Here is a 14,413-nt window from a genome sequence, read left to right on the forward strand (position 1 = left end):
AAAAAAGCTCATTTACATGATAATTTAAAATTTTAGGATACAGGCTTAAGTATGAAAAAGGCATTTATATTACTTGATTATATTTTAAAAAACTTATTTATGTTTATATTCTGGTTTGTGGCAGGTCTTTTAGTTGGCTACATAGCAGTATATTTAACATCATCCAAAGATGTTTACAATATCTTAAAAGGACATGGATTCATTTGGACATCAATTTATGGTGCAATAAAGGTTTCTGGGTTATTGTCTATTATTTTTGCGATTATATTTGCAGTATTTGATAAAAATAAGAAGCTTTTGATTGCTCCAATGATAGTAACTATTATTGTTTTATATTTTATCCAGCATTTTTTAGGGTGCTTTATTCTAGGTTGTTTGTCCTAAGAGTATGTTAGAACAGTTATCTAAAAACCTCTGGATCTGCAATGGTGACTCAGTGCCATTTTACGGGCTACCATATTCAACAAGAATGACAGTGATTCGCCTTGCTAATGATGAGCTTTTCATTCATTCACCAATTAAAGCTGATTCTGAACTGATTTCGCAGGTATCGAAGCTTGGAAAAGTAAAGTTTTTGATATCACCAAATAAGATTCATCATCTATTTTTACAAGATTGGGCAAAAATTTTCCCTGATGCTAAGATATATGCATCACCTGGACTTAGAAACAAAAGAAAAGATATTAATTTTACTGCTGATTTGAAAGATTCTTCCGAACCTGAGTGGCAGGGGGGAATTGATCAGCTTATTTTTAAGGGTAGTAGAGTGATGCAAGAGGTTGTCTTTTTTCATAAAGCCTCTAAAACACTTATACTTACAGATCTTATAGAGAATTTTGATGAGAATTATTTCTCAGGTTTTAAAGGTCTTATTGCTAGGCTTTCTGGTATTGTAGCTCCAAATGGTAAAACTCCTATCGATTGGAGATTATCGTTTTTCTTTGGTAAAAAACAAGCGCGTGAATGTTTTGATAGAATAATAGCTTGGCAGCCTGAGAGGATAATTGTCGCTCATGGTAAAAATATTGAAGCTAATGCGGCAGATTTTCTTAAGAAATCATTTAAATGGTTAACTAAATAGGTTACTAGTTAGAATTTATTAAAATTGATTTATCAACATTGTTAATATCTGTGTGGCCACAAAATGCCATAGTTTTATCCATTTCTTCATAGAAGATTTCTAATACCCTATGAGCTCCTTTTTCGCCATAAGCCCCCAAACCGTAAACCATAGGTCTACCAATTAGTCCAGCTGTTGCGCCTAGAGCTTTTGCTTTAAGTAGATCCTGTCCGGTACGAATACCACTATCAATCAGAACTTCAAGTTTGCTATCTACACAGCTAATGATTTCTTCTAGTACAGATATACTCGATGGGGCACCATCTAGTTGGCGACCACCATGATTTGATACAACGATTGCATCAGCACCAGTATTTTGTGCCATAATAGCATCTTCAGGGCACATAATGCCTTTGATAATCATTGGACCTCCCCATTGCTTTTGTACCCATTCAATATCATGCCAGTTTAGGCTTAGGTCAAACTGCTCATTTGTCCACTTTCCTAGAGAAGCAAAACCACCTTTGTTTTCTATGTGATTTAAGATATTACCAAAAGTTCTGTTTTTGGTTTTTAGGATATTTAGACACCAAGGAATTTTTGTACTTAAATTAATTAGGTTTTTAAGAGTTGGCTCTGGTGGGACTGTTAAACCATTTTTTATATCAGCATAGCGGTTACCAAGCATCTGTAAGTCAGCCGTCAATACTAAGGCATTACAACCAGCATGTTTTGCGCTAGCGATTAGATTTGCCATAAATTTTCTATCTTTCATCATATATAGCTGAAACCAAAATGGCTTTGATGTATGCTTTGCTACTTCTTCGATAGAGCAGATAGACATTGTAGATAGGGTAAAAGGTATGCCAAACTTCTCAGCGGCTCTAGCAGCATGAATTTCACCATCAGCATGTTGCATTCCTAATAAACCTATTGGAGCAAATGCTAAAGGCATTTTATACTCTTGGCTTAGAATCTTTGTTTTTAGTGAGCGATGCTGTATATCAGTTAGTACTTTTTGTTTAAAAAGATATTTATCAAAATCCTTTTGATTATACTCTAAAGTTTGTTGTTGCCATGAACCTGATTCACAGTAGTCAACAAACATTTTAGGAACTTTACGATGATAAATTTTACGCAACTCATCAAGAGATATGATTTTTTGAAGATTATTTTTCATAGGAGTTTCTCTACTAATATAACTTAAAGTTTTTAACTAAATTTCGGTAAATATCTTTTCTTCAGGAAGTCTTGATTTAGGTAGCTTAGCATTAAAATCGTCTTCTGAACTATAACCAACTGTGACAATAACAGAGGTTTTAAGTCCTTTTTCTTCTAAATTAAATTCATGGTCAACTATATGAGGCTCAATTCCTTCCATTGGCGTTGCATGTAGCTCTAAACCTGAGATACCAAGTAGGATATTACCTAGAGCGATATAAAGCTGTTTTTCAGCCCAGTTTTGTAGCTCCTGAGGTCTATCTTGGTATGCTAGAGCAAATTTTTTGCGTACATCCCTTTGCATAATTTCAAATTCAGCGGTAGGGAAGCGACCGTCTTCTCTTTCTTGAGTCAAAAGCTCTTCTAGATAATCATTATCAATGCTTGTTTTAAAACAAAGTACTATAGCCAAAGCAGAATTTTTTATATTAATTACATTCTTGGGATGAATGTTTTCTGCAGCTTTAGAAATTTTAGCTTTTGCCTGATCAGAGGTAGCTAAGATAAAATGCCATGGCTGAGAATTTACACTTGAAGGTGTAAATCTAAGTATATCTTTTATCTGTTGGATTTGCTCATTTGTTAATTTTTTTGCTGGATCATAGGCTTTTGATGTATAGCGAGTCTTCGCATAATTGACTATATTCATAGAAAAAGTAGGATTATTAAAGTTTTGATTAGTATATTTTATAGAAAAATTTTCAACAATGCTCTTAGCTTAAGATATTTTAATTTTTATAATACTAAATTATGCAGAACTTGATAGTTGCTAGGCATTAAATAACCAATATTAGTTTAATTTTTGATAGAATTATCATCTTCTTAGATTTTCTAATAAAAACTAATGTCTATTATTAATCTTGATAAAACTAAAATAAGAATAATTATACTTCTATCATTCTTTATACTGATGGGAATGAGTATAGATTTATTTGCACCATCGTTACCAGGAATTAGCTCTTCGTTAAAAATTGATCCATCAACAGCAAAGATGGTTATTTCAATGTATTTGATTGGCTATGCTTTAGGAAATTTTATTATTGGTATAATAACCGATGCTATAGGCCGTAGAACTTTATTAAGAGCTTCATGCGTGCTGTTTGTTATAATAAGTATTTTACCTCCGTTGATACCTAATGAATATGTATTGTTAGTAGTGAGATTTTTCCAAGGCTTTTTAATGGGATCTATGGGAGTGCTTAGTCGAGGTGTTTTCTCAGATATCTTGCCAGCTGAGAAGCTTTTAAAACTTGGGCCAACTATTGGGTTTCTTTGGGGGCTAGGTCCAATTGTCGGACCTATAATTGGAGGTTTTCTACAAGAGTACTTCGGCTGGGAATCTGGATTTTATTTCTTTGCTATAATCACTTTAATAATAACAATACTCGTTTTTATATACATACCTGAGACTATTGCAAAAAAAACATCATTAAAATTCTCACAAGTATATAAAAACATTATCGAGGTTGTGTCTAATAAACAGTTTATGAGCTTATGTGTAGCAATGGGGATGGCGTATTCTATGATAATAAGTTTTAATACTCTAGGGCCATTTTTAATCCAGGATGTAATGGGGTATTCACCAGCTTATTTTGGTAAGTTAGCAATCTTTTTGGGATGTTCTTTTTTACCAGCGCCAATAATTGCCCGTAAGCTACTTGATTATTTTCCTGTAAGCAAAATATTTTTTATAATGACTCATTTTTTTATACTTTTAATATTACTATTTTTTATATCTAGTTATTTTATGCAAAGTAGTATTAGCTTACTTATTGTAGCTACAATGACAGTTTATTTCGTCTGCGGATCAATATTTCCTCTTTCTATGGGGAAGGGCATCTCAATGTTTAGCCATATCTCTGGGACAGCTGCTGCGATTATGTACCTTACAAATATGACTATATCAAGTCTAACTTCATTTATCCAAGGGTATTTACATGCTGATACTATCACTAATATTGTGGCAATATATTTAGTATTGATAGCAATTATAGTTGGGCTATATTGGTATAAGCTTAAAGATCTTTAATACTTTAGTAGATATATTTATACTTTTTTGTAATCATATCTTTTTGTAGATATAAGAAAGATAAAAAATTATGATAAAAACTTCGGCTTTGCTTTGTGTTAAAGATAATAAGATGCTTCTAGTAAGAGTACGTGATAATACTATTTGGTATTTTCCTGGTGGAAAAATAGATGAAGGTGAAACTCATCTACAAACGATTATTCGTGAGCTTGATGAAGAGCTAAATGTACAAATACAGTCATCTAAGCTAAAGTATCTTGGTGAGGTTATTACAGATAATCATGATAGAACAGATACTGTCTCAGTACAGTGCTATGCTGGTGATATCAATCAACTAATACAACCGTGTGCTGAAATCTCTGAGATAAAATGGTTTGATTTAGATGATACAGAATTTATGGCTCCAGCTGTGATAGAAAGTATCCGTAGATGGTATAAGTCATAGTCACGGATTTATATAGAATTTTGGTTTGCATTAATATTCGCAGCTAAGGATTTCTTGATTATAGTATTTAGAAGATTTTTGTATTTATGATTAGAATTTTTCCTTAGAGCGCTAAGTGCATATTGCTGCAATATAACTAGAGGTAGGGTAATATCATCTCTCATTTTTATAGATCTTTCTTTGACAGGGTTTGCGTGTAAAAAATCTTCATTTTTACCTGTTACTGCCAATAAGTACTCTTTCGCTAGAGCGTGCTCATTGTGTATTTGTTGCCAAAAATCACTATACTTAGGGTCTTTACTTATATGTTTAGTCATATTGAAATTTGTTTGGACGATACTTTGTAGAGCATTATCAAATATTCCTTTGATTATAAGTGAGCGCTTATATATCTTTTGGATCAAATCTAGATTGTCAGGATCTTTTTTGACCACTCTGTTTATTGCTGTTCCAAGCCCATAAAATGCCAAGATGCTTTGTCTCATTTGTGTCCAGGCAGCACCATAAGGAATAGCTCGTAAATCATCTAGCTTGATCTTATCTCCAGAGTTTCTCTTTGATGGGCGCGAGCCTACATTCATCTCACTAATATACTTAAGAGGAGTTACTTCTGTTAGGTAATCTATAAACTGAGGGTGATTCTTAAGGCCTATATATGTATCAAAAGACAGTTTACCTAGCTCATTTATAAGATTAAGCTCTGTAGAGTTTAATTTATGCGCATTATGTAGGTTTAGCTTGCCATATAGACCTGATGTGAGAATCTGCTCTAGGTTATACTGAGCACTATCAGAATTACCAAATTTAGATGATATGCTTTGTCCCTGGATGGTTACTTGAACATCATGATTTGAAACTACGTTTGATAAACCTCTATAGAATAAAAACATATCACCACCTCCGCGTGAAGGAGGGCCACCACGACCATCAAAAAAGATAGGTTTGATCCCTTTAGAGCTAAGGTATTTACTTAGGGCTCGTTTAGCCTCAAGGATTGACCAGTTAGCCATAAAATAACCACCATCTTTTGTGCCATCAGAGAATCCAAGCATAATTGTTTGCGTGTTTTGCCAGATTTTTAAGTTATCTGTATAGAGTTTTATTTTTAGTAAATCATCTAAGATTTGCGTTGAGTTTTTTAAATCTTCCATAGTTTCAAATAATGGAACAACTTCGATTTTGATTTTATCTTGACCTTTAGTATTCTTATTAAAAAGTTCGAATATTGTTAAAACTTCTAAGATACTTACGGTAGAGTCAGCATTGCTAATGATATATCTTTCTATAGCTTCATAGCCATTTTGTTGCTGGATATATTGTATAGTCGCAATAGTTTCTATCAGTTCTTTAGCTAACTCGCTACTATGTTCTAGCTCTGCAAAGCTTTTTTGTTTAGCAAGCTTAATTAGAAGCTTGATTTTTTGTGTTTCTTTGAGCGTTTCATAGTCTAAACTATAGTTTTCTTTAAAAACCTCTGTGAAGAATTGTTTATGTATTCTAGCATTCTGACGAACATCTAATTTTGCAAAATGAAAACCGAAGATCTTTACCTTTAAAATCAAATTATCAAGTCTATCAACAAATAATGAGTCGTACTGTGTGTCAACAACTTTTTTTATTTTAACTAACTCATTTAAGAATTCTTGTGCTGAAGAATATCTATTAGCTTTTAGTTTTTTTCTAATCTTTGTGAGTTCATCATGAACATTTTCAAAAGTTAGTTTTTTAATAAGTTTTTTTAGATCTTTGTTATAGCAATCAAAAATACTTACTCTTAAATGTTTAGATACTCTTTTAGTTACTTTTGCGGTCACAAATGGATTACCATCTCTATCACCTCCAGGCCAGAATCCAAGCTCAATATTGGTATTATCATTAGTTAGTTTATGCTGAATTTTGGGGATAGTATTATAAAAAATATTATTTAAGTACCATATGATTGATATTGCTTCGCCTTCTGGAGTAGGTTTAGTCTTGTTACTAAACTTAGTTTTTCCCATCTGTAGGAAAATATCTTGAATTTTATTTATATCATTATCTGTGATAGCTTTCTTAAGATCATGAATAATAGGTAACACTAGTTTGGCATAAAACTGGGTAGGGTGTGCTGTAAGAACAAGCCTTGTTTTATACTCTTTTAGGGCCTTATTTAAAGAGTTCTGCTTATTGTGTCTTTCTACTCTTCTAGTTAATCTAGTGATACTATATTCACCATTTAGATCATGTGTTTTAGCATAAGCAGCTTCTTCTAAGGCATCGACTAAGACTATTTGTCTCTCTATATAACGGATAAATTTTATGAATGTCTCGAGTTTTTCTTCTTCTGACATCTCAGGATATATGTTTTCAATAATTTCTATCGGGTCTTTACCATTTTTTAGCTCACTTTTGCAGATATTAGCAAATGTTGCTAATTTAAAGTTTGCATTATGTTTTTTATCAAGAGGAGTACTTAGAAAAAGACCATTGAGCATTTTATATTTAAGTTCAACTTTAGATTTATAGTTCTCTAGAAGTTCATCTTGGATAGAGTAAAAGGACATAAATACCTCCTTGAGTTTTATGAATCTAGTATTTATATCTAAATATTGATTTAGAGTTTTATACTAATAAACATTTTAAACTATATTAAACTCAAGTGTATCTATTTTAGCATAGCGTCATTTTCTTTAAGAAAATATAACTTAGAAGTTATGCCCAAATAGCGACTATAGCCATAAGAGCAAAACCAATTATTACAAATGTATATTGCTTAGTATTACAACAGTCTTTTATAAGTATTGATCTTTCTAATCCATGTAAAGTACCCATATATATAAATGTACCAGCAGCTATTGCTGTTATTGTTGGTTCAATATATGGATTTGAAACATGGCTTTGAACATTTGCGCCGAATAAAATTCCTATAGGGCCCATTAATGTAAAACCAAAGAATAGTAAAAACCTAGTAAGAAATTGCAAATTTGATTTATTAATTACTATTGATAATGCTAGACTAGCAGCCCACTTATGCGCTATGACTGCTAAAAGAACTATTATGGCTACGCTTAATTGAGGTGAAACTCCTAAAGCAGCGCCAGCAAGGAAGCTATGAATTGATAGCATAATAGTTGCCATTATAGCCATAAAAGATGAATTTCCCTTATTGCTTTTTGCTAATGATCCGCCAACATGCTCCATGAATAAGAAAAATAATATTGTAACGCCTGCTATCATAAATGGATATGGATAGTCTATTTTCAAACTAAAGAAATCACTAGCAGAATCTCCTAGCATATGAATTAGTCCAGCCCCTAAAAAAACACCACTTGCTAAGGCCTCACCAATAGGGAATTTAAAACCTTCGGGATTTGTTGCTTTTTTGACAAATGGAAATATTCCAAATATAACTGTTACAAAAAAAATTAGTATCGCAGCTATAATATTAAAGTTATACATTTTACTTCCTTATATTTACTGTTCTTGAAACCATGCTGGGAATGGGTCTGATAAATTAGAATATCCTCGTGGATTATCCCAATAGTCTTTTATTAGACATTCATCTAAAGCAGCTTTAATTTGATCATCTTTCATTTGATCTTTTAGACCAATGAATACGATTTCTTGTCTTCTATCTCCACTTACCTTATTCCATCGATCTTTTAGCATCTGTTGAAATTCTGGAGTATTTGGCCATTGATCTTTGTCAATACCAGCCCACCACATACCCATACCTTGATGTCTAACTAAAGCACCTGCTTGAGAAATTTCACCAACATAATCAGGTCTTGTAGCTAACCAAAAGAAACCTTTTGCTCGCACAACTCCCGGCCAGTCAACATTATTAAAAAAGTTCATTATCTTTTCAGGGTCAAAAGGGTTTATTGAGTGATAAACAAAAGATCTAATACCATATTCTTCGGTTTCTGGTACATGCTCTTTGAAGTTATATAGTTCTTTACTCCATAAAGGGTGATTTTCAGCTTCTTCCAAATCAAACTTTTTAGTATTTACAACTTTATTTATATCAACTTTTGAGAAATTTGTTTCTATAATTTCAGCATCAATATTTAAGCCTTTGATTATAGACTTAATAGTTTGCTTATCTTTTGCTGAACAATTATCAACTTTGTTTAAGATTATAACGTTTGCAAATTCTATTTGTTCAACCATAAGATCAACTATTGCTCGATCATCTTCATCGCCTAAGCTTTCGCCAGTATTTTTTAGATATTCAGAAGAGCTATAGTGATTCATGAAGTTGACACTATCAACTACTGTAACCATTGTGTCAATATAAGCAACATCTGCTAAGCTTTTACCGTCTTCATCTCTAAATTCAAAAGTTGTAGCCACAGGTAAAGGCTCAGAAATACCTGTACTTTCGATAATTAGGTAGTCATATTTCTGTGATTTTGCTAACTGTTCTACCTCTACTAATAAATCTTCACGCAGAGTACAACAGATACAACCATTACTGAGCTCAACCATTTTTGCTTCAGTTTTTGAGATATGTGAGTCATGATTTTTGATTAGTTCAGCGTCAATATTTATTTCATTCATATCATTGACGATCATTGCTACTTTAAGACCATTAGCATTATTAAGGATATTACTTAATAATGTAGTTTTACCAGCTCCTAAAAAACCAGATAGCACTGTAACAGGTAATTTCATTTATTACTTCAACTCTTATATTATTAAATTTTATGTGAATAATACACAAAAACATAAAGTGTTACAATATAACAGTTTGTAAAAGTTAAGATTATTAGTTTATACTTAGACATTAAAATATATTTAAAATAAGTTATATGGATCTGATAAAGCAGGCTGAAATATATTGTAAGTCTTATAAGCACAGGTTTACAGAACCTAGGAAACGTGTTTTAGAAGCAATAGTTAAACAAAAAGCTCCACTTACGGCTTATGATATTTTAAGGCTTTTATCTATAGCAAAAGATACAAAACCACCAACTATTTATAGGGCGATTGATTTTTGGTTAAAGCATGGATTCATACATAGGGTTGAAAGTATGAATTGCTATATAGCATGTAACTTTAATCATAAACATAAAGGGACACAGATAATTATTTGTGAAAAGTGTGGTATGACTAAAGAGACATGTGTTGATGACAAACGTATATCAGCTGAGATTAGTGAAAAAGAATCATTTCTAGTTCATAGTTGGAGTATGGAAATTCGTGGTATTTGCTCTAAGTGTGTTTAGATATCTTTTGATAAATCTTAATTGTTAGATTATATTTTCTTAACTACAATAACATTTATATGTAGTTACTTTATTAAGTAAATTAATTCTTAAAATCTTGAAACAATCTACCTTCTGGTTTAATCTTTAAACAATTTTTTATTTCTAAGGTATTTAATTATGGTTACAACAAGATTTGCACCGAGCCCAACTGGCTTTTTACACGTTGGTGGAGTGCGTACAGCATTATTTAGTTGGTTATATGCAAAAAAAAATCATGGCAAATTTATTCTTCGAATCGAAGACACTGATTTAGAAAGATCTACTCAAGAGGCAGTAGATGCAATTTTAGATGGCATGAAGTGGTTAGGTCTAAAAAACGATGGTGAAACTTACTACCAAACTAAGCGTTTTGATAGATATAAAGAAGTTGTTGAGCAACTTATAGCCGAAGGCAAGGCGTACTACTGTAGCTGTTCTAAAGAAAGGTTAGATGAGCTAAGAGAATATCAACAAGCAAATAATCTTAAAACTGGCTATGATAGTAAGTGTCGTGATGAAAACTATGTACCTAAAGAGGGTGAGAGTTTTGTTATAAGATTTAAGAATCCTAAAGATGGCGTAGTAAGTTGGGATGATGCGGTAAAAGGTAAGATCTCAATAGCGAACCAAGAGTTAGATGATATGATTATTCAAAGAGCAGATGGGTCACCAACTTATAATTTTTGTGTTGTTGTAGATGACATGGATATGGCTATTACTCATGTTATTCGTGGTGATGATCATGTTAATAATACTCCTAAGCAAATCAATATTTACAAAGCATTAAACGCTAATATTCCAGTATTTGCTCATGTGCCAATGATTCTTGGTCCAGATGGGGCAAAACTATCTAAGCGTCATGGAGCTGTGAATGTAATGGCATATCGTGAAGATGGTTATTTACCTCAAGCAATGCTTAACTATCTTGTTAGGTTAGGTTGGTCACATGGTGATCAAGAGATTTTCTCTCTTGAAGAAATGATAAAAAGTTTTAATTTAGAGCATATTAGTGCCTCACCATCACGCTTTGATTTTGAGAAACTTAAATGGATAAATAAACACTATATTAAAGAATCTAAGTTTGAAGATATTCGTTCAGAAGTTGAGTATCATTTTTCAAAATTAGGTTTAGATATTAATAATGGTCCAGATTTACAAGAGCTTGTTGCTGTAATGGCTGAAAAGGTTGATACTTTAGTTGAGCTTGCTGAGAAGTCTAGTTATTTTTATAGTGATGATATTCAGTATGATGAAAAAGCGGTTAAGAAACATTTTAAAGCTGCAACTGGAAGTATATTGAAGGTAGCTCTAGAAAAATTTGAAGCTTTAAGCTCAGAGCAATGGCAAGATCCACAAGAATTACATCATATCGTTGGTAATACTGCAGAGCAATGTGAAGTTGGTATGGGTAAGGTTGGTATGCCACTACGTGTTGCTATTACAGGTTCTGGACAGTCGCCAGATATTGGGATTACGCTGAAATTATTAGGTAAAGAAAAGGTCATTTCAAGAATATCTAACGCAATAAATAATATTGCTAACAACTAATATCCTATTAATAAATAGTCAATAATTTAATGGCAAAATATAGCCATTATTATCATTTTTAATCTGCTGTAGCAAGTTATCTAATAAAGTATTTTTTTGCTAGACTGTAAAAAACTGTTGTTTCACGCGAAGTACTAAAAAATATTAATTATTTTTTACAAAAACCTTGACTAAGTTTTAAAAGTCATTATAATACATCTCATATCGCTGGAAACAGTGACTTAAAGTCTTATGTCCCGTTCGTCTAGAGGCCTAGGACACCGCCCTTTCACGGCGGCAACAGGGGTTCGAATCCCCTACGGGATGCCAAATTTAAAAAGCCACTTAAAGTGGCTTTTTTTATGTCTACTGAAAAATTTTACTATAATACCTTAGCTAATAGACTATTATATACAAATCAAAAGCACAAATTAGACATAAACTGCTTTATGGTAAATATATTAGCTTATATTGGGATTTGTATGAATTTAGTTTTTAATTATACTGCATACGTGTATTTTTACTTTTGATTATTTGGATAGGAGGTAGACAGTGCCTAAGGCAAGAGTTAATTATATTGATATGTATTATGAAGAAAAAGGTTGTGGGCATCCTATTATTCTGATTGGAGGTTTTGGAGCAGATCATAAAGCTTGGGGTGAGTTTGCTAACAAGCTTGCTCTAGATTATAAAGTTATAGTATTTGATAATAGAGGTGCAGGGCAGACTGATTGTCCAGATGAGCCTTATTCAATTGCTCAAATGGCAAAAGATGTAAAGAGTCTTTGTAATTATTTAGATATAGAGAAAGCGATTGTTATTGGCTCATCGATGGGAGGGTTTATTGCTCAGCAGCTTGTACATGATTATCCTGAGATTTGTGAAAAGTTAGTTATATTAAATTCGGCAACAAAAACATCAAAACATTACAGCGTGTTTATGCAATCGTTTTATGAGGTTTTGAGTGCTAGAGCAGTGCCACCTGAAGTAGCAACAAGACTTTTTTTACCATGGATTTATTCTGATGATTTTTTAATAAGTGATCTGAAAATAGAGAAGCTTGTCGAGCTTGTGATAACAAATCCACATCCTTTTAGTTTAATTGGATTTAAGAATCAGCGTTGTGCAGTTGAGGGTTTTGATTCTAAAAGATGGGTTTCAAAAATTGAGGTTCCTACATTGGTTGTTGCTAGTGAGAAAGATATTATTTTCTATGAGAGTGATGTTAGAGCTCTCTGTGAATTAATCAAAAACGCTGAGTATTATAGGTTTAAAAATACTGGTCATTTACCACATATTGAAAGACCTAGTGAGCTACTAAGTGTAGTTGTTGATTTTATATCTGACTGATGTCAAAAAAGTATTAGTTTTTCTCAAAAACACTAAAAGTAAAGTCAAACTCGTTTTTATCGTCTTTTTTGAATTCTTTATGACCTATGCGTTTGTATTTAGATTCATCCCATTGAGGGAAGAAAGCATCAAGATCATTTATCTGTGTATCAACTTCAGTTATATATAATCTATCGGCATATTGCAAAAACTCTTTGTAAATTTGCGCGCCACCTATTATAAATATTTCATAATGCGGTTTTGATTTGGCAAAGTTTAAGATATCTTGCGTGCTATTTATTATTAGGCACTTGTCTTGCTTGTATTCTTTATCTCTAGTTAGAATAATGTTTTTACGATTAGGAAGAGGGCGGCCAATTGATTCAAAAGTTTTTCTACCCATTACAATATAGTTGTTTTCAGTGATTTTTTTGAAATTTTTAAGATCTTCGGATAGTTTCCATGCTAAAGAATTCTCTTTACCAATACCAAGGTTTTTGTCATATGCAACTATTAGTGAAATCATATTCTTGTATTATTTAACAGTTTTGTAATATTGTAGCATTTTACACTTTTTAGCAGAACTTTTTATTAATTTTGTCGAAATGTATTTCATATCTAATTAAAAATAAATTTTTGTAATTTTGGGATGTCTTATGATAGAATAAGCAAGCTTATATTTTTATGTATAAGTAATGTTTAATTAATAAATCATACACTTTAGCAAAATAATGCTAGCTTAAAGGGTGTCGTTTACGATGTTTGAGCTGGTTTAAAGTGTTAGATATAACCCAAATAAATAAGGATTAATAAAATGTCTTTAATGAAAGAAATGTTATCTGCTGGTGTTCACTTCGGACACAAAAAAGCTTTCTGGAACCCACAAATGAATGAATACATCTTTGGTATTAACCATGGTGTACATATCATCAATTTAGAAAAAACAGTTCCTCTTTTCCAAGACGCTGTTAACTTTGTTGGTAAAACTGTTGCTAATGGTGGTAAGGTTCTTTTTGTTGGTACTAAAAGACAAGCTCAAGATATCATAGAAACTGAAGCTAAAAGATGTGGTATGCCGTTCGTTAGCCACAGATGGTTAGGTGGTATGCTTACTAACTACAAAACAGTTAGACAATCTATCAAAAGATTAGCTCAGTTAGAAAAGATGAAAGAAGATGGTACTTTTGAATCTTTAACTAAGAAAGAAATGCTTCAAAACTTAAGAACTATCGAGAAGTTAGAGAAAGTTCTTGGTGGTATTAAAGAGATGGGTGGTATTCCTGATGCTATCGTTGTTATTGATAGCAACAAAGAGCATATCGCTATTCAAGAAGCTAAAAAGCTTGGTATCAAAGTTGTATCTATCGTAGATACTAACTCAAACCCTGAAGGTATTGATTATATCATTCCTGGTAATGATGATGCTGTTAAGTCTATATCTTTCTATATGAAGAAGTTTGCTGATGCTGTTATCGATGCTCAAGGTCTAGATAGAGCAATTGAAGCAAAAGCTGATGAAGCTGTAGAAGCTCAACAAGAAGCATAAGAAACAAAACAAGGATAATAAAACA

14 protein-coding genes and 1 tRNA gene are annotated in these 14,413 nt (G+C 32.2%); 9 read left to right on the plus strand and 6 right to left on the minus strand.

Annotated features, from left to right (window positions below; translation table 11 throughout):
- The first annotated feature begins 51 nt into the window (after positions 1-51).
- Positions 52-384 carry a hypothetical protein gene (locus F7310_RS01125; protein WP_072711242.1) on the plus strand — a complete coding sequence of 111 codons (333 nt, stop codon included), beginning with the start codon at positions 52-54 and terminating at the stop codon, positions 382-384.
- 4 nt (positions 385-388) lie between these two features.
- Positions 389-1,081, plus strand: a complete 693-nt coding sequence (locus tag F7310_RS01130) for a DUF4336 domain-containing protein (RefSeq protein ID WP_072711243.1) — start codon at positions 389-391, stop codon at positions 1,079-1,081.
- Positions 1,082-1,085: 4 nt separating this feature from the next.
- On the opposite strand, the gene F7310_RS01135 is transcribed toward F7310_RS01130, so the two are convergent.
- Together F7310_RS01135 and nfsB are read right to left on the minus strand one after the other, a co-directional pair.
- A complete protein-coding gene (locus F7310_RS01135) occupies positions 1,086-2,240 on the minus strand; it encodes an alpha-hydroxy acid oxidase (protein ID WP_072711244.1) in 1,155 nt (384 codons plus the stop codon).
- Between the two features lie 36 nt (positions 2,241-2,276).
- A complete protein-coding gene (nfsB, locus tag F7310_RS01140) occupies positions 2,277-2,930 on the minus strand; it encodes an oxygen-insensitive NAD(P)H nitroreductase (protein WP_072711245.1) in 654 nt (217 codons plus the stop codon).
- A 195-nt stretch (positions 2,931-3,125) separates the two neighbouring features.
- On the opposite strand from nfsB, the gene F7310_RS01145 reads away from it, so the two are divergent.
- The gene (locus tag F7310_RS01145; protein ID WP_236939880.1) at positions 3,126-4,310 is read left to right on the plus strand and encodes an MFS transporter; all 1,185 of its coding nucleotides are present in this window, start codon (positions 3,126-3,128) and stop codon (positions 4,308-4,310) included.
- A 70-nt stretch (positions 4,311-4,380) separates the two neighbouring features.
- Positions 4,381-4,755, plus strand: a complete 375-nt coding sequence (locus tag F7310_RS01150) for an NUDIX hydrolase (RefSeq protein ID WP_072711246.1) — start codon at positions 4,381-4,383, stop codon at positions 4,753-4,755.
- A gap of 8 nt (positions 4,756-4,763) precedes the next feature.
- Here F7310_RS01150 and F7310_RS01155 read toward each other — a convergent pair whose 3' ends face one another.
- The 3 genes from F7310_RS01155 to F7310_RS01165 form a co-directional block, all read right to left on the minus strand.
- Entirely contained in the window at positions 4,764-7,298 is a 2,535-nt protein-coding gene (locus tag F7310_RS01155) for a phosphoenolpyruvate carboxylase (RefSeq protein ID WP_072711247.1), read from the minus strand.
- A 148-nt stretch (positions 7,299-7,446) separates the two neighbouring features.
- The gene (locus F7310_RS01160) at positions 7,447-8,193 is read right to left on the minus strand and encodes a ZIP family metal transporter (RefSeq protein ID WP_072711248.1); all 747 of its coding nucleotides are present in this window, start codon (positions 8,191-8,193) and stop codon (positions 7,447-7,449) included.
- A 15-nt stretch (positions 8,194-8,208) separates the two neighbouring features.
- Positions 8,209-9,411, minus strand: a complete 1,203-nt coding sequence (locus F7310_RS01165; RefSeq protein ID WP_072711249.1) for a GTP-binding protein — start codon at positions 9,409-9,411, stop codon at positions 8,209-8,211.
- A 137-nt stretch (positions 9,412-9,548) separates the two neighbouring features.
- Here F7310_RS01165 and F7310_RS01170 point away from each other — a divergent pair, with 137 nt between their 5' ends.
- From F7310_RS01170 to F7310_RS01185, 4 genes are all read left to right on the plus strand, one after another.
- Positions 9,549-9,965, plus strand: coding sequence for a Fur family transcriptional regulator (locus tag F7310_RS01170; RefSeq protein WP_072711250.1), 417 nt, complete (start codon positions 9,549-9,551; stop codon positions 9,963-9,965).
- Positions 9,966-10,124: 159 nt separating this feature from the next.
- Positions 10,125-11,534, plus strand: coding sequence for a glutamate--tRNA ligase (gene gltX, locus F7310_RS01175; protein ID WP_072711251.1), 1,410 nt, complete (start codon positions 10,125-10,127; stop codon positions 11,532-11,534).
- A gap of 233 nt (positions 11,535-11,767) precedes the next feature.
- Positions 11,768-11,843, plus strand: a tRNA-Glu gene (locus F7310_RS01180).
- Between the two features lie 222 nt (positions 11,844-12,065).
- Positions 12,066-12,863: an alpha/beta fold hydrolase gene (locus F7310_RS01185; protein WP_072711252.1), complete on the plus strand. Its 798-nt coding sequence runs from the start codon at positions 12,066-12,068 to the stop codon at positions 12,861-12,863.
- A gap of 13 nt (positions 12,864-12,876) precedes the next feature.
- Here F7310_RS01185 and F7310_RS01190 read toward each other — a convergent pair whose 3' ends face one another.
- Positions 12,877-13,368 (minus strand): dihydrofolate reductase, encoded by a 492-nt coding sequence (locus F7310_RS01190; RefSeq protein WP_072711253.1) that lies wholly within the window; start codon positions 13,366-13,368, stop codon positions 12,877-12,879.
- Positions 13,369-13,656: 288 nt separating this feature from the next.
- On the opposite strand from F7310_RS01190, the gene rpsB reads away from it, so the two are divergent.
- Entirely contained in the window at positions 13,657-14,388 is a 732-nt protein-coding gene (gene rpsB / locus F7310_RS01195) for a 30S ribosomal protein S2 (RefSeq protein ID WP_072711254.1), read from the plus strand.
- Positions 14,389-14,413: the final 25 nt, after the last annotated feature.

It is taken from the genome of Francisella uliginis (assembly GCF_001895265.1).
In the GTDB taxonomy this organism is placed as follows: domain Bacteria; phylum Pseudomonadota; class Gammaproteobacteria; order Francisellales; family Francisellaceae; genus Francisella; species Francisella uliginis.